The organism is Planotetraspora kaengkrachanensis (assembly GCF_016862895.1).
Lineage (GTDB): Bacteria > Actinomycetota > Actinomycetes > Streptosporangiales > Streptosporangiaceae > Planotetraspora > Planotetraspora kaengkrachanensis.
The window spans coordinates 78,683-94,138 of record NZ_BONV01000049.1; the positions used below are offsets into that span (position 1 = coordinate 78,683).

16 protein-coding genes and 2 pseudogenes are annotated in these 15,456 nt (G+C 66.2%); 10 read left to right on the top strand and 8 right to left on the bottom strand.

Going from position 1 to position 15,456, the window contains the following annotated elements:
• Position 1: 1 nt before the first annotated feature.
• From Pka01_RS36575 to Pka01_RS36590, 4 genes are all read left to right on the top strand, one after another.
• Positions 2-523 (top strand): hypothetical protein, encoded by a 522-nt coding sequence (locus Pka01_RS36575; RefSeq protein ID WP_203887573.1) that lies wholly within the window; start codon positions 2-4, stop codon positions 521-523.
• A gap of 83 nt (positions 524-606) precedes the next feature.
• A complete protein-coding gene (locus Pka01_RS36580) occupies positions 607-1,725 on the top strand; it encodes a lactonase family protein (RefSeq protein WP_203887574.1) in 1,119 nt (372 codons plus the stop codon).
• A 216-nt stretch (positions 1,726-1,941) separates the two neighbouring features.
• Positions 1,942-2,604, top strand: a complete 663-nt coding sequence (locus tag Pka01_RS36585) for a sigma-70 family RNA polymerase sigma factor (RefSeq protein WP_203887575.1) — start codon at positions 1,942-1,944, stop codon at positions 2,602-2,604.
• Entirely contained in the window at positions 2,601-2,822 is a 222-nt protein-coding gene (locus Pka01_RS36590) for a hypothetical protein (protein WP_203887576.1), read from the top strand. Before Pka01_RS36585 ends, Pka01_RS36590 begins: the two co-directional genes overlap by 4 nt.
• Positions 2,823-2,830: 8 nt before the next feature.
• Here Pka01_RS36590 and Pka01_RS36595 read toward each other — a convergent pair whose 3' ends face one another.
• The 5 genes and pseudogenes from Pka01_RS36595 to Pka01_RS36615 form a co-directional block, all read right to left on the bottom strand.
• Positions 2,831-3,298 carry a YkgB family protein gene (locus Pka01_RS36595; RefSeq protein WP_203887577.1) on the bottom strand — a complete coding sequence of 156 codons (468 nt, stop codon included), beginning with the start codon at positions 3,296-3,298 and terminating at the stop codon, positions 2,831-2,833.
• 153 nt (positions 3,299-3,451) lie between these two features.
• A complete protein-coding gene (locus tag Pka01_RS36600) occupies positions 3,452-4,003 on the bottom strand; it encodes an HAD family hydrolase (protein WP_203887578.1) in 552 nt (183 codons plus the stop codon).
• Positions 4,004-4,545: 542 nt separating this feature from the next.
• Positions 4,546-5,013: pseudogene (locus tag Pka01_RS36605) on the bottom strand (transposase); the annotation flags it as partial.
• 198 nt (positions 5,014-5,211) lie between these two features.
• Positions 5,212-6,042: an SDR family NAD(P)-dependent oxidoreductase gene (locus Pka01_RS36610; protein WP_203887579.1), complete on the bottom strand. Its 831-nt coding sequence runs from the start codon at positions 6,040-6,042 to the stop codon at positions 5,212-5,214.
• 40 nt (positions 6,043-6,082) lie between these two features.
• Positions 6,083-7,123 (bottom strand): aldo/keto reductase family protein, encoded by a 1,041-nt coding sequence (locus tag Pka01_RS36615; protein WP_275414536.1) that lies wholly within the window; start codon positions 7,121-7,123, stop codon positions 6,083-6,085.
• A gap of 51 nt (positions 7,124-7,174) precedes the next feature.
• Between Pka01_RS36615 and Pka01_RS36620 the strand changes: the two genes are divergently transcribed.
• On the top strand, positions 7,175-7,831 hold the full coding sequence (locus tag Pka01_RS36620) for a TetR/AcrR family transcriptional regulator (protein ID WP_203887581.1): 657 nt from the start codon (positions 7,175-7,177) through the stop codon (positions 7,829-7,831).
• Between the two features lie 110 nt (positions 7,832-7,941).
• Here the strand turns inward: Pka01_RS36620 and Pka01_RS36625 are convergent, their stop codons facing one another.
• Positions 7,942-8,463, bottom strand: coding sequence for a MarR family winged helix-turn-helix transcriptional regulator (locus Pka01_RS36625; protein ID WP_203887582.1), 522 nt, complete (start codon positions 8,461-8,463; stop codon positions 7,942-7,944).
• 482 nt (positions 8,464-8,945) lie between these two features.
• On the opposite strand from Pka01_RS36625, the gene Pka01_RS36630 reads away from it, so the two are divergent.
• The 3 genes and pseudogenes from Pka01_RS36630 to Pka01_RS41700 all read left to right on the top strand — a co-directional run.
• The gene (locus Pka01_RS36630; protein ID WP_203887583.1) at positions 8,946-9,854 is read left to right on the top strand and encodes an alpha/beta hydrolase; all 909 of its coding nucleotides are present in this window, start codon (positions 8,946-8,948) and stop codon (positions 9,852-9,854) included.
• Between the two features lie 100 nt (positions 9,855-9,954).
• The gene (locus Pka01_RS36635; RefSeq protein ID WP_203887584.1) at positions 9,955-10,701 is read left to right on the top strand and encodes an SDR family NAD(P)-dependent oxidoreductase; all 747 of its coding nucleotides are present in this window, start codon (positions 9,955-9,957) and stop codon (positions 10,699-10,701) included.
• Positions 10,702-10,731: 30 nt separating this feature from the next.
• Positions 10,732-10,935 (top strand): annotated as a pseudogene (locus Pka01_RS41700) (tyrosine-type recombinase/integrase); the annotation flags it as partial.
• A gap of 429 nt (positions 10,936-11,364) precedes the next feature.
• Here the strand turns inward: Pka01_RS41700 and Pka01_RS36645 are convergent.
• Both Pka01_RS36645 and Pka01_RS36650 read right to left on the bottom strand, forming a co-directional pair.
• On the bottom strand, positions 11,365-12,543 hold the full coding sequence (locus tag Pka01_RS36645) for a GDSL-type esterase/lipase family protein (protein WP_203887585.1): 1,179 nt from the start codon (positions 12,541-12,543) through the stop codon (positions 11,365-11,367).
• 79 nt (positions 12,544-12,622) lie between these two features.
• Positions 12,623-13,192: a TetR/AcrR family transcriptional regulator gene (locus Pka01_RS36650; RefSeq protein ID WP_203887586.1), complete on the bottom strand. Its 570-nt coding sequence runs from the start codon at positions 13,190-13,192 to the stop codon at positions 12,623-12,625.
• 833 nt (positions 13,193-14,025) lie between these two features.
• Between Pka01_RS36650 and Pka01_RS36655 the strand changes: the two genes are divergently transcribed.
• Positions 14,026-14,445 carry a VOC family protein gene (locus Pka01_RS36655; RefSeq protein ID WP_203887587.1) on the top strand — a complete coding sequence of 140 codons (420 nt, stop codon included), beginning with the start codon at positions 14,026-14,028 and terminating at the stop codon, positions 14,443-14,445.
• Between the two features lie 607 nt (positions 14,446-15,052).
• The coding region (locus Pka01_RS36660) for an SMI1/KNR4 family protein (protein ID WP_203887588.1) at positions 15,053-15,456 on the top strand (404 nt) is incomplete at its 3' end.

Sequence of the window (15,456 nt, forward strand, 5' to 3'; positions counted from 1 at the left end):
GATGTGGCGTGATCTCCACCGGTGGGCGGCCGCGCACTACGGCGCCGACCCGTTGCACCTGCTCGCGCTGATCGCCTGCTTCGCGCTGGCCGGATACGCGGCGAGCCGGGTCGTGGTCGCAGGCGTCTGGGTCGGTTTCCTCATCTGGTTCGTCGGTGCCGCGATCTTCCATGACCTCGTGCTGCTCCCGCTCTACGCCGTCGCCGACGTGGCCACGCGCTCGGTCTCCCGCCGCTTGCCGGCGGGCGGCGCCGGATGGCCGCGGTGGACCAATTACGTGCGTGTGCCTCTGGGGTTGTCGGGGCTGCTGTTGCTCGTCTGGTTCCCGTTGATCCTGCGTGGCTCCCAGCACGAATACCGGAAGGCGGTAGGGCTCGACACCTCTCCCTACCTGGGCCACTGGCTGCTGGTGACCGGCGTGTTGTTCGCGGGTTCGGCGCTGTCCTATGCCGTGCGGGTGCGCAGGGCGTCGCGCCGCGAGCACCGGCGGGCAAATCTTACGAACCGGAGAACACGTCGTTGATTCGGCGCCTCGCCGGTAAGCCTCTCGGGCCACGGGGCCGCTAACGGACCGTTCGTCTTTACCCTTCCTTGAATGAGGAGACCATGAAGACCACCGTCCGTGTCCTCAGCCTGGCCGGCGTCGCCGTCACCGCGGCCGCCGCGATCACCTCTCCGGCCTTCGCATCGGCCCGGTCCGGCAACGAGTCCGCCCACCCGGTGTTCGTGCAGACCGACAACCCGCAGGGCAACACGGTCGTCGCGTACGACCGCAGATCTGACGGCTCTCTCACCCGCGCGGGAGCCTTCGCGACCGGCGGCCTCGGCGGCGTACTCGACGGCACCGTCGTCGACCACCTTGCCTCCCAGGGCTCCTTGACCTACGACCGGCGTCACGGCCTGCTGTACGCGGTCAACGCGGGCAGCGACACCATCACCGTCTTCGCCGTCCACGGCGACCGGCTCACCCGCACCCAGGTCGTGTCCTCGGGCGGAAGGTTCCCCGTCAGCGTCGCCGTGCACGGAGACCTCGTCTACGTGCTGAACGCCCTGGGCGGCGGATCGATCCAGGGCTACCGGCGCGTCGGCGACCGTGTGGTGCGGGTTCCCTCCTGGAACCGCGGGCTCGGCCTCGATCCGGCCGCCGGAACCCCCGGCCAGGTCGGTTTCACTCCTGGCGGCGACCGCGTCGTGGTCGTCACCAAGGCCAACGGCGACGCCATCAAGGTGTTCGGCGTGAACCCCCTCGGCGTCCCCTCCCCCAAGCCGGTCACCACGACCGAGAACGGGACCGCCCCGTTCGCCTTCACCTTCGACGACGGCGGCCGGATGGTCGTCGCCCAGGCGGGGCCCAATGCCGTCGCGACCTACACGATCGGCCGCACGGGCAACGCGACCCGGATCCAGCAGCTCCTCACCGGTCAGGCGGCGACCTGCTGGATCGTGAAGACCGGCCCGTGGCTGTACGTCTCCAACGCGGGCAGCGGCACCCTCTCCGGGTACCGGGACACCGGCACGGGTTCGGTGAAGGCGCTCGGCACCACCGCGACCGACGCGGGCACCGTGGACGCCGCCGCCTCCTCCAACGGCCGCTACCTCTACGTGCAGACCGGCAAGGACGGGAACGTCGACGCCTTCCGCGTGAACTCCGGCGGTTCCCTCACCCGGGTCGGCACCGTGACCGTGCCAGGAGCCATCGGCGGCGAGGGGATCGTGGCACTCTGAACGGCGTCGCTCCAGTGATCAGGCACACTCGCGGAACGTGACCACGACCCTCGAGAATGCCTCACCAACCCCGTGGTGGGCGCCCGTTGCTGAGTCGGGCGTCCGCCACGGCCACCCCGTCATAGCTCCCGGTCGATCGTGCGCGGGCTCGTCCGCGCCGGTCGGCGATCGTCACCGCCCCAGGGCGGTCAACTGGCCCCTTGATAGGTTTTAGGAATGGGATCTGTCGAACCCGCCGCTCACGGCGACACGACGGCGACACTCGATCCTGAATCCGCCGAATGGGTGAGGGCGCTCGCTGGCGGGGGTGCGGGGCGCGAGCGCGCGCTCCTGCGGTTGCACGAGATGTTGCTTCGCGTCGCACGTGGCGAGGTGAGCAGGCGGGCACCCCGGCTGAGCATCAGCGGCCCTGAACTCGACGACCTGGCCCATCAAGCCGCCGCCGACGCCATGATGGCTCTGACCGGCAAACTTGAGCAGTTCCGCGGGGAAAGCCGCTTCACCACCTGGGCGTACAAATTCGTGATCTTCGAGGTGTCCGGCAAGATCGGCCGCCATTATTGGCGTAAACCGGACGTGCGGCTGGACACCGAAGACTGGGAGCGGCTGCCTGACCGGATGGGGTTCGATCCGGCCCACCAGGCGGAGTGGCACGATCTGATCGTCGCCCTGCACCGTGCGGTGGACGACGACCTGACCCCTCACCAACGGCGAGTGTTCATCGCGATCGTGCTCAACGGAATCCCTCTCGACGCCCTGGTGGCCGAGATGGACTCCAACCGCAACGCCATCTACAAGACCCTCTTCGACGCCCGGCGCAAACTGGCCGCCTCTCTGGCCGCCCGGGGGTATCTGAATCACTACGCGAGGCGTTCATGAGCGAGTGGTCACAACTCGAACGTTTCCTGCAGACCGATCCTGAGGACGTGGGATGCGGCGAGGCGATGGAAATCATGCACGTGTACGCCGACCTGGTGCAGGCCGGCGCTGATCCTGAGGCGCGATATCCGGGCGTGGCGGCACACCTGCGTGCATGCGGCCCATGCGCGGAAGACCTCGAGGGCCTGCTGGCCGCGTTGAATGACCCTCACGACTGAACGTTGGCTTACGAGCGCCAGCCCTCCCGCAACGCCTCTGCTGCCGTGACCACGGCGGCGCCCAGCAACACGATGTCCTTGACCAGGAACTGGCCGACAAGAGACAGCTTCGGTTCCCTGCGCTTTTCCTGCCACGCCTCTGGTGTGGTGGCCAGGAAGCTGAGCGTGACGGCGAACATCCCCGCAGCGGCCAGACTGCCGAAGGCGGAGGCTCTGGGGGCGAACGGCCTAGCCGCGATCAGGGATCCGAACAGGATTTCGCTGATGCCGATGAGCCGGGCCAGCCGCCGCTCGCCGTACCTGGTGGCAAGGCGCGCGAATGGTGGGCTGGATACGATCATGGGGCGGATGTTGTCCACCTCGTAGTCCTCGAATTTGAGCCGTCCGATCAAGAGCAGGTTGAGGACCAGTCCGAATCGGAGCGTCGCGGCTCCCGCGGTTTGCAGGTTCTGGATTGTGGTGTCTCGTGGTCCCATGCTGCGATCCCCCTTCGCAATGGGTTTCGGGCGACTCACTGGCCTATGTGATCACTAAATTCTGCGATGCGAGGCCAGGGCAACTGCTGACAGGCCGTCTCCCGGGCTCGCCGCCGGCGACGGGCACGTGGTCCCAGCGCATCCGTGCGTGGCCTACGAGCGCCATCGCCGGATGAGCTGGTCGGCCAGGCCGGGTAGGTCCGGTGCGACAAGGTTGGGCTGGGGCAACGAGGCGATAGGCAGAGGTGCGTTGCCCGGCCGGGTGATCAGGCCCGCGGTGTAGCCGGCGCTTTGAGCGCCCACGGTGTCCCAGACATGGCAGGCGACCATGAAACACGTCGATGGCGGCACCGCCAGTTCCTGGGCGACCAGGTGATAGACCTGCGGGGCGGGCTTGTAAGCGCGAACGGTCTCGACGGTGAATTGCCGCTCGAAGAACGGCGCTAGGTCGGAGTGCTCCAGCGGGCTCTGCCCGCCGGGGTTGGCCGGGGAGTTGGTCAGCGTGACCAGGCGGAAGCCCGGGTTCTTGAGCTTGGTCAGACCCGGCTCCACGTCGGGATGGGCGGGCATGGTCAGCATGGCCTGTCTGATCTCCTCCACGTCGTCGTCGGAGACCTGAACGCCGTGGATCTCGCCGACCATCTTGAGCAGCCCCTGCCCCAGGGTGAAGTAGCCCTCCCAGAGGCCGGACAGGGTGGTCGTCATCGAGTATGTGGTCCTCCTCGGTGAGCCCCACCACCTCCTTGAGCCGGTCCAGGTCCTGCATGGTCAGCGGCGGAGGCGGCAGCCTCCGCCGCGCCATGGGTGTAACCGGGTATGGCGTCGGCATGCTGGGTGACGAGTTTCGGTTTCGCAGTGTGCTCAGTCTTCACAAGAGCCCCTTGGTACGACGTCGCAAATCGGGCCTTGAAGGACCTCAGTGCCGACATCCTGTGCGGTGCCTTCGATCTGCGGAGACGTGTCCATCCATGGAGCGGCCAGGATGTCTCTGACCTGGGCCGTAAGCCCCTTGAGATCCGGCTTCCCCCTGGCCTACCCATTCGGTAACCGCTACACCTCGACCGCAAGCGCGCGACGCTTCGACGGCGCTCGGAAATGAGGCGGATGGTCACCCGTCAGCTTGGTATCCGGAAACGCAGACCAATCAGGCCCTCACCGCCCTGGCCACGCGCCTGACGCTGATCCACGAGAAGATCAGGATCGCTCGCTTCACCAGACGCGCGAACTGTTTCGCATCCAGGCCGATCTCATGGCCCACTCACATCCTCCTCGGCGATCTCCACAACGACAGCGCAGCGATCACGCACGGCATCGCCGCGGCGTTGTGTGCGGAAGAGGCCGGCGCCAACCAGGCGGCGGCGCTGAGTGCCCAGGCGAAGACAGAAAGATGGCGCAACCGATCCAGGTGTCCGCCGACACCGCCCGCAAAGGTTACGAGTGCAGCCCATCGACGCCGTTGCGGATTCTGCTGGCCAGCCAGGAGGCCCCGCTCTCCGCTGTGAACCGTGCCGCGCCAGTTCGGCCTCCAGCTCGGCGATCCGTCGCCGGGCGGCGACCAGTTCGACCTGATCTGAAGACGTAATGCCGGGGTCGAGCCCTGCGTCGATGCGGTCCTGCTTGCGCCAGTTGTAGATCGTCTGGTCACTGGTCTGCAGGTCCGCGGCCAACTGCTGAACGGTCCGGCCACCCTGGAGCAGGTCCAGAACCTTACGACGGAACTCGGGGGGCTTAGCTCCTCGGCATGCTGACCTCTCCTGAGGATCTACGAAAGCCGGTGAACATCAGAGTGTCCACGAAACTCGGTGCGGTTGTGACCGTCGCCCGGTGAGATGGTGGACGGTTGCAAGTCGGTGTCGAGCATCCCTGTGGATGCTCGACACCGACTCTGTATGGTGCTCGAGGCCTCGCGGATTTCAGGCTGGCGAGGTCCCCTGTGCGAGCTGTGCGAGGTGGTCCCACTCCTCCCAGAGGGCAATCCGGCGGGCGTACTCCGGGCGGATGAGTGGAAGCCCGTTCGCGCCGAACAGAGTCCTCAGCGGAGGATTGGGGTCATCGGCGAGGGTAAGCATTGCTCGCCCAGCCGCCGCAGGGTCTCCTGGGGCGATTCCCGTGTCCTCGAACCCGGCCATCACCAGCGCGCGTGCGTGGTCGTATTCGGGCATCTGTGGCGCCATGTTCCCGAGCTCGCTCGGGAACATGAGCGGCTCGACGAGCGTGACATGCACGCCGTACTCCGCGACCTCCGCCGCCAACGCTTGGCTCAACGCCTCCAGTGCCCACTTAGTCGCGTGGTACGTCCCCATAGTTGGGAGCGCCACGACCCCGCCCATTGAGGAGATCTGGATGATCCGACCGCTGCGACGGTTCCTCATGTGCGGCACGACTGCCTGCGACGTGTAGAAGGCGCCGAAGTAGTTGACCTCCATCTGCTCACGGGCCTGGGCGGCCGTGACTTCTTCTACCGCTCCCATCACGGCCTGCCCCGCGTTGTTGACGAGGATGTCGATCCCGCCGAACCGCTCTTCGGCAGCCGCGACCGCCCGATGTACTGCGGCCTCGTCCGTGACGTCGAGCTCCAGGGGAAGGGCCAGGTCGCCGTAGTTCTCAGCGAGTGAGTCCAGCGTGCCGGCGGAGCGGGCGGCCGCGGCAACACGATCGCCGCGAGAGAGCGCGGCTTCCGCCCACTGGGCTCCCAAGCCTCGCGATGCTCCGGTGATGAACCAGGTCTTTGGTGTGTTCGACATATCAGTGATCTCCTTCGTGTCTTTTCGTTGTCTGTGAGAGTCAGGCTGGACGCACTGACGGCCAGGCCAAGCGAGCGGTCTCGCTCGCTTCGTCGATCGCTCTGAGTAGCTCGGGAGGCAGTGGCGCGTCCTGCACCGCATCGAGGTTCTGGGCGAGGTGTTCGAGGCGGGATGCGCCGAGGATGATCCCGTCGCCGTGTACGCCGTCGAGGTGCGAGTGATGCACGAGCCAGCGCAGGGCCGCATCGGTCGGCGAGATCCCAGACGATTCGCAACTGGCCTTGAATGTGCGCATCGCCTGCAGGTACGGCTCGTTCCAGTAACGGCGGCGGTACTGCGCGCCTTGGGCATGACTTCCGTCGAACCGCGATCCGGAGTCCACGGCGGCTTCGTCGCCGAAGGACGGAGCGAAGGCCCCGCCCGCGAGCGGGTTGTAGGCATGGAAACGAAGCCCGTGCCGCCGAAGGACCGGCATCAGTTCGGTCTCCGCCGCACGGGTCGCGGCGTTGTAGAGACCCTGGTAGACCGTGGGGCGGAGCCAGCCGTTGTCCTCGACGATGGCCATCGTCTCCTCGATGTCGTCAGCGGCGACGTTGCTCAGTCCGAACTCGGCGATGGCGCCTTCGTCATGGAGCTCATGAACGGTGCGCAACGTGTTCTCCCATGGCGTGTCCTGTGCGCGCACATTGAGGTAGAGCAGGTCGGCGCGCTCTGCCCGAAGCCGGTCAAGGCTCGCCCGCAGGCAGGCGCGGAGCACGTCCGGCTCGTGTCCTCGTTCGGTGGCGAGGGGGTCGTATCTGACGGCGATCTCGAACGTGTCGGGGGCATCCAGATCGCCGAGCATCTGCTCGCAGGATCCGTCGCCGTACACGTAGCAGGTGTCGACCTCGCGGTAGGCGCGATCATGAAACAGATCGAGCATCGAGCGAGCTGTGGACGCATCGCGAACACGCGCGCCGCGCCCGTGATGGCCGAGCGTCATGGTGCCGAAGATGATCCGTTCAACAGGCACGGCGATCCTCCTCAAAGCAAAGCGAACGTCTGTACCGGAGATGTATCTCCGGTACGTGGAAGCTAGCATAGCGGAGACCGATCTCCGATTCCGGTCTGATGCTGTGAGGTGAGGAGCCGCATGGATGAGAACGCGACGAACCAGTCGGCTGATCAGCGGGCACGGCGCAAGGACGCGACGCGGAACCGTGCGGCATTGATCGCGGCCGGTGCCGAGCTGTTCGACGCGGCCGGCATGATGCCGACGCTGGACGATGTGGCGCGACGAGCCGGCGTGGGCGTGGGGACCGCCTATCGCCACTTCCCCAACAAGTACGTTCTGGCGCAGGCAGTGCTGGCCGAGACGATGGAAGCGATGCTTGACGCCGCGGAGAGGGCGGCGAGGATGGAGGATGCGGCCGCTGGACTCACGGCCTTCTTCGAGGCCGTGCTCGAGCCTCAGGCGAGCAAGCGCGCTCTTGGGGAACTTCTGAGGAGCACGCAAACCTCAGAGCCCGACGCCAACGATGTGCAGAGCCGAGTCGAACGCTGTATCGAGCTGCTTTTGCAGCGTGGCCGCGAGCAGCGGGTGATCCGCGCCGATCTTGCAGCGACAGACATCGGCGTGCTGATGTCTGTGATGACCCACCTGATCGAGACCTTTGGCGAGGCCGACCCGCAACTGTGGCGCCGCTTCGTGCCGATCCTGCTCGACGGGCTGCGGGCGGATGCGCCGAGTCCGCTCCCCGGTGAGGCGCTCAGCCGGGAGCAGTTCCTGACCCGGCTTCTTGGAGCCTAGGGCTGACCTACGCCTGCTTTACGCCCAGAGCTGTGTCGTTCTGAAGCTCCCTCGTAGTGCGGACACCTACGGTGCGACCCTGCCGAGGGCGCTCAGCGGATGAGTGCGAGTCACGACCTGTCGACATCGGACGAGTGGAGGTCTTTTCTGTGACTTTCCGGTGAGTTCTCAGCTGTTTCCAGCTTCCGCCAGATCCGCGCCAGCGCGGCAATGTCGTCCGCATCGAGGACGTCGACGAAGAACTGCTTAATTGATTCTTCGAAGGTCCGCGCCACGATCTGGATGTAGCGGCGCCCCTCCTCGGTCAGGCTGATCAAAGAAATCCGGCCATCAGCTTGGTTAGCGCCGCGTACGAGATGGCCAGCGTCGATCAGATCCTGCACGAGCCGGGACGCTCGGGTAGGACTGACGGTCACCAGCTCACTCGCCAGGGAGCGGACTGGCTGGGGTTCGAAATCCTTGAGGCGGCAGAGGATCTCGAAGGCACTGAACGAGAGCCGGTGGCGTTCCATCAGTACGGCCTCGATCCGTGACCGCATGGCCGCCTGGGCGTAGATCAGCCCGAACCAGCCGTCCTGTTCCGGCTGGGAGATGACCGCGGACGTTGTTCGGGGCGCCTTCACGAAATCCATACTATCAGCGTCTACATGCCCCCAGGTTTAGGTGCCTGCGCACGCATCAGATAGTGTGCCGATGCAACCCGGCTAGGGGCATGAGTACTCGCCCGGCAACCCGTGACGCAGGTACGTCGCCCGCGCCGGACGGCCAACCGGCCCCGTAAAGAAGGAGAAGTGCATGTCAGGCAAGCTCCACGGGCGTCAGCGGCACCGAACTGTTCGTCTCCGGGGGCAATGGGCCAGTCCTAGGCCTGTTCGACGTTCGAATCATTAGGCCGGTTTGCGCTTCGGATCCACAGCTGGCCCCGTCGCTGAAAGCCAGGCACACCGGCCCGGCCCGTCAGCGGATGCCATCGATCAGCTGCCGCTCGCTGAACAACGACGCCCGCCGCTGCCGGAGACCCGCTCACGCGGCTGTGGCCGCGGGCGACCCCGGAACAACTCTCACCACAACATGGAGGATCACAGTGCTCAGCATCGACAACGAACTTCTCGAGGTGGTCGGCGCGATCGCAGCCGCCACTCCGCAGATGCCGGCGGCCATCGGGGACTGGCAGACGCGGCGGGCGACCATCGATTCCGTCTATGGCGCGCTGGCCGCCGCCGCAGCACGGGACGACCGCATCGAAGCGGCCGACTTCACTGTGCCGTCATCCGGAGGGCACGCCGTCCCGCTGCGCATGTACAAGCCGACGCATGCGCCGAATGCCCTTGTCGTCTACGTGCACGGCGGTGGCCTCATCGCGGGAAGCCTCGACGGATACGACCACGTCTGCCGCCGATACGCATCAGAGGCCGGGGTGGCGTTGATCGCAGTCGACTACCGTCTCGCGCCCGAATCACCGTTCCCGGGAGCCGTCGACGACTGCGTCGCAGCGGTCGAGTGGGCGATCAGGCATGCTGCGGAACATGCGCCCGGAGCGCGCGTCGCAATCATGGGTGACTCCGCCGGGGGCGGCCTTGCGGCCGCAACGGCGCTGGTATGCCGCGACCGTCAGATCGGCCCTTTGGCCGCGCAAATCCTCGTGTACCCGATGCTCGACGACCGCACGGCGATCGCCGACTCAGCTATTGAGCCGTTCCTCGCCTGGTCGGTCGCCGACAACATCACCGGCTGGCAGGCATATCTCGGCGAGAGGTACGGCACGGACGAGGTGCCTGCTTCGGCTTCGGTCGCTCGTGCGGACTCGCTCCATGACATGCCGTCGGCCTACCTCGAGGTTGGGCAGTTGGATCTCTTCTGCGCAGAGACCGTGACCTACGCCGAGCGGCTCATGGAACACGGCGTGGCCGTACATCTGTCAGTCCGCCCCGGCGCGATCCACGGCTTCGACCAGTTCGCGCCCGGCTCCGGGCTGGCACGACATGCGTTCGCCGATCGTGTCGCCTTCCTGCAGAGCTTGTGATCGGAGCTGGCGACGCGGCCCCACCCCCTGCACACAACCGCGTCAACTCAGCCGAACCCCATCCGCCCCGCCTGAACTCATTCATCTGAGGAGATATCCGATGGAGACCAAGACTGCCCTCATTACCGGCTCGACAAGTGGAATCGGTCGTGCCACTGCGCTCAAGCTCGCCCGTGACGGCGTCCGCGTCGTGGTTTCCGGCCGCGACGCTGACCGAGGCATGGAAGTTGTGAAGCGGATCCGCGCCGAAGGAGGAGGGGCCGAGTTCGTCGGTGCCGAGCTACGTGATGCCCAGTCCGCGGCGGAACTCGCGGCCAAGGCGACCAAGGTCGCCGAGTCTGCTGGTGGCGTCCTAAACATTCTGGTGAACAACGCGGCGATCGGATCCGGTGGGCCTACGGCGGGCACCGAGGAGTCGACTTTCGATGCGGTGCTGGCCACTAACCTGAAGGTCCCGTTCTATTTGGTCGCGAACATCGCACCGGCGATGGCGGCACGTGGCGGGGGCGCGATCGTCAATGTGTCCACGCTCGCCGCCGAAGTCGCGCTTCCGGGGCTGTCGGTGTACGGAGCGAGCAAGGCGGCCTTGGACCTGCTGACCAAGAGCTGGGCGGCTGAGTTCGGTCCCGCCGGGGTGCGCGTGAACTCCGTGAGCCCCGGCCCAACCCGTACCCCGGGATCCGAGGCCTTGGGGGAGGCGCTGGAGCAGCTCGCGGCGCAGGCCCCGCTGGGATTCGTTGCGGATCCGGAAGACATCGCCGCGGCCATCGCGTTCCTCGTCAGCGATCAGGCCCGCTTCATTACCGGTGCCGTGCTCGATGTGAACGGTGGCCGTACGGTCGTATGAGAGTGGGATAGTTCGTCCCCGACGAGCACCCTGTCCTCGACCACTGTCTGGCGTGTCATCCGCCGCGCCTGCGAGGAACTCGCGGCCACTCGACCCGAGTTCGAGAACGTGAAGTTCGCACCCCGCGACTCCCGTCGACTCTTCGCCACCGAGCTGGTCAACAATGGTCTGCCGATCCACATCGGTGCCGCTGTGCTCGGGCACCTCGATATCCGGACCACCCGCGGCTACGTCGCCGTCTTCGAAGAAGACGTCATCACCCGCTACCAGCAGTTCCTCGCACAGCGCCGGTCCATGTGCCCGGTGGAGGAATACCGCGAACCCACCGCCGAGGAGTGGTCCGACTTCCGAGACCACTTCGACAAGCGGCGCGTTGAACTCGGCTCCTGCGGCCGCCCTACGGGACGCCCTGCGGAACGGCAAGCCGAACGTCTCGGCCATGCGGATGAGCATCTCGGCGTCGGTGGCGTGTGCGGCGGACTGGTGCACGTAGCGGTCGCGCTCGAGCCGCTCCCAGATCCGCCAGCTTCGAAGCCGCGAGTGAACTTCGAGGTCGTCGCTGTCGAACGCGAGGCGCAGCCGGTGTTCGACCTCTCCGCCATGCTCGCCGATGTGGGGGGAGCCGACGGGCACGGTCTCCTCGTCGGCCGGGGCTGTACGGGGTCAGCCGGTCTTGGTGGTGAAGGGGCCGTTGTTCGCGAACACGAGCTTGGCGAAGTTCTCGCCGATGCGGCGATGCCCTTCGGGGCTGGGGTGGATCCCGTCCGGCAGCGGGAACTTGGCGTGGTCGCTCTCGCCGTAGAGGTCGAGTCCGTCAAGGTAGTGGAGGTTCGGGTCCTCGGTGGCTCGCTGCTTGACGACGTTGGCGAGTACCTCACGGATGATCGTGAGCGTCAGCCGTCCGGCGGCGGTTTCGGCCGGATCGCCGGTGGCCTTGAACTGGAGGGTTCCGCTTTCGAGGTCCGGCATCAGGGGGCCGGGGGTGTTTTCGTGGGTCGGGCACAGGACCGGCGACACGAGGAGCAGGGGTGTCGTCGGGTGGCCCTCGCGGATGGTGTCGAGGAAGCCGTGGACGGCGGGGGCGAAGGCGCGCAGGCGCATGGCGTCGCTGTTGACGACGTTGATGCCGAGCTTGACGCTGATCAGGTCGGCGGGGGTGTCGCGCATCGCACGCGCGGTGAACGGGTCCACCAGTGCGCTGCCGCCGAATCCGAGGTTGATCAGTTCCACGCCGCCCGCGGCCGCGGCCAGGGCGGGCCAGATGGTGCTCGGGAAGGCGGCGTTCGAGCCGTGGCTGATGGAGCTGCCGTGGTGCAGCCACACCCGGCGTCCGTTGTCCGGGGCCGGCTCGACGGGGGCGTCGGTGTGCAGGGCGATCACCTCGGTGATCTCCGCGTGCGGAAGCCAGATCTCGATGTTCTTCTCGCCCTCGGGGAGGTCGGTGAAGTGGGCGGTGCCCGCCGGTCCCTCGGTGAACTCCGCGGTCTGGGTCTGCATGTCAATGATCGTGCTGAGGTTTCCGCCGTCCACGGTGGCCTGGGCGGTGAGCCGGCCGTCGACCAGGAGGTCGTACACGCCGTCCGGCGGAGGCGGGAAGCCCAGGTAGACCCGCTTGGTGGGCAGCGTGTCCAGTTCGATGGTGGTGGCGCGGGTGCGGAAAGCCAGTCGGACGCCGGAGGGCTGGGCCTCGGCCACGGCCAGCCGGTCGTCGGGGATCTGGCGGCGCGCCCAGGCGGGCAGCCGGTGCGGCAGCAGACCGTGCGCGGTTTCTTCCACCTCGAGGTGCCCGCGCAGGAAGTCGGCGGTGATGGGGGTGGTGATCCAGTTGTGATCGGTGCTCATTGCCTCAAGCCTTTGGTTCTGGGTGGGTGGGGGAATCGGGTCAGTACGCGGGGACCGTTCGAAGGGTGCGTGCCGCTGGTCAGGGGGTGGCCCGGTTCCGCAATGCGGCGTCGAGGGAGTCCAGGGTCCACACCCAGGATTCCTGTGAGGCGACGTCCGTGTGGCTGAAGCCACCGGCTGCCTCCAGGTTGGCGTAACCATGGAAGACGCTGCCGAGCATGCGGACCGCGTGCGTCTGGTCCGGCTCCGTGAGGTTGTAGCCGCGCAAAATCGCCCGTGTCATCTGCGCGTGCCGGACGCCGGCACTGGCTGCGGCCGTCTGCGGGTCGAGCCGGAACCGGGCTGCTTCGTACCGGCCGGGGTGCGCGCGGGCGTAGTCCCGGTAGGCGTTCGCGAAGGCCATCAGGGCGTCTTTGCCCGCACGTCCGGCCACGGCATGGGCGACCTGGTCGGCGAGTTCCTCCAGTGCAAGCAGCGCGATCCGGGTTTTGAGCTCCTGGGAGTTCTTCAGGTGCGAGTACAGGCTCGCAACCTTCACGTCGAAGCGCCGGGCGAGCGCCGACAGAGTCACTTGGTCGAAACCGGCTTCATCGGCAAGTTCCGCACCGGCGAGCGTCAGCCGCTCCGGGCTCAGTCCAGCCCGAACCACAACCATCACCTACTATCGATTTCCCTACACGAAGTATGCGTCTACCTAAACCCTGTAGGCAAATCGATGGACCGCTTCAGGGGAGAGCCGTGACGCGGATCACGCGCGCCTGGCACCGCCGCACCTACCGGGAGACGGGAAAAAACGGATATGCCCCCGGGCCCCCCGGCCCCGGGCCCCGCGACGGGCAGCCCTGGGTCCTGGTCACCACGCCGCCGCAGCCGCACGCGCGTTCAATCGCTCCTGAACGTTCTTCACGTCTGAAAACGGCCGACGCACCAAGCTGACATTGACCATCACTGTGCTGTCTCCAGTGACGCCCCGACAAGGAACAAGCAAGAGAACCCAATCTTTCGGGGGTTGTAACTGAACTGCCTGAGACGCGTGCCCCAGAGTCGCTTCGACGCAAAACGGGAGAGCGGATCGGGCACGGAAGATCGAAATGGCGCCGAAAAAGATCAAGGCCCGGACCGGGAATCATCCTCTGACCTGGGCCTTCGTCGTTGGAGCGGGTGACGGGAATCGAACCCGCGCTGTCAGCTTGGGAAGTCTTTCGACATCATGCCGGTTGACCTGGGGAAACGGTGACCTGCGCGTATGCCGGTCGAGTGACCGTGAGTCCCCGCTGCTTGCCGACCGTACGGGCACGCAACGGGCACGCCGAACGCTTCTCGTGTGCCGAGCACGAAGACGCCGTCGAAGAGTAGTACGGCGTCTGCGGGTGCGGTCGTGGCCGGCTCGTCGGACTCGGCATCCTTGTGCACGGGTGGATCGAATCGTGTCAGACTCAACTGGCGTGATCAGGGCGCCTTACAGACAAGGCAGGACACCCGATGGCAGCCGACGACCACCCTCCCGTGATTTCGCTGATGCTCGCCGTGCCTGACGCCTCAGCCGCGGCGCGATGGTATGCCCAGGCGCTCGGGGCCAACGAGTTGTGGAACCTTGGCGGCGTGGTGGGACTGACCGTCGAGGGCGCCCCATTCTTTCTCGGTGAACCTACGAACAACAAATGGGACACCCCTGCCGTCCTCGGCTCCAGAACGGTACGCGTCGAGGTCTTCGTGGATGATCCCGACAGCTTCATCGAGCGCGCCGTTGCGGCCGGAGCGGACGGCAGTGTTGACGAGATTCGCGACCACGAGGCGCCATGGGGCGTTCACCGGCAGGGCGGCTTCATCGACCCGTTCGGCCATCTGTGGCTTGTCGGCGACAGATCCCCGCTCAGGAAACACGACATCCGGAACGGCTGACTGGTCACGGGTTGGTGGAGGTACAGAGGTCGAGCGCTGTCGCGCTGGATTGATCGAGAACAGCGGAGGCGAGATGTAGGCGAGGGGACCACCTGCTGGCGGGCACGGGGCTATCCCGGTGACCTTCCATGCGTGCTGGTCGCCCTACTCCAGCACGAAAGCGGCCACCGTCTATCTGCACGCCGCCAAGGACAGAGATCGTGCCATCGCTGACGCAACGGGTGAGATCGTCAAGCAGGGACTCGGCGCGGAGGACGACGACGATGATCCGCCACTCATTGGAACCAAGATCAACTTATCTGGCACGCGAGTGAGGAACAAGCCCAACAAAGATCAAGGCCCGGGTCGGGAATCATCCTCTGACCAGGGCCTTCTCGCTTGGAGCGGGTGACGGGAATCGAACCCGCGCTGTCAGCTTGGGAATCGGCTAGTGATTTACCCTCTCTGAGCTGGGAAACAGGGGGTGCAGCTCAGCGCTGGTTGAGTCTCCGTGACTTCCCGTGAGTCCCCGCTGATCGCCGTTCAATCTGGCACGCATCTGGCACGGCAATCACGCGGTGTTCGGGGAGCGTTTGGCCGTGTCTGAGGTGTAGGCCAACATGTCCGCATGGGTGAGGGCACCTTGCGTTCAGTGTCGTTGTCGTGGCGCCGAATTGACGACTGGCTGGAAGCGCATGCGCCGGCCACTTTAGAGCTGCTCAATCCTCCGGTGACCGCAGAAGCGTTGGAGTCTGCGCAGCAGGTGGTGGGCATGCGGTTCCCCGTTGAGCTGAGTGAGTCGTTGAAGTGCAATGACGGACTGAGCGATTGGACCAGCTTGTTGCCGGAGTCGTCACCGCTGTCCGCGTCGGGTATCGCGGAGCACTGGCGGATCTGCATGGAGACTGCGTCGAACAATGATGGTTTTGTGGTGCCGCCTTGGGAGGACGAGCCGTGGTGGCATCCGCTGTGGGTTCCCTGGGCGGCGAGTGCTGACGGCAACGCCCACATCATCGATCTGCGTCCGAGACC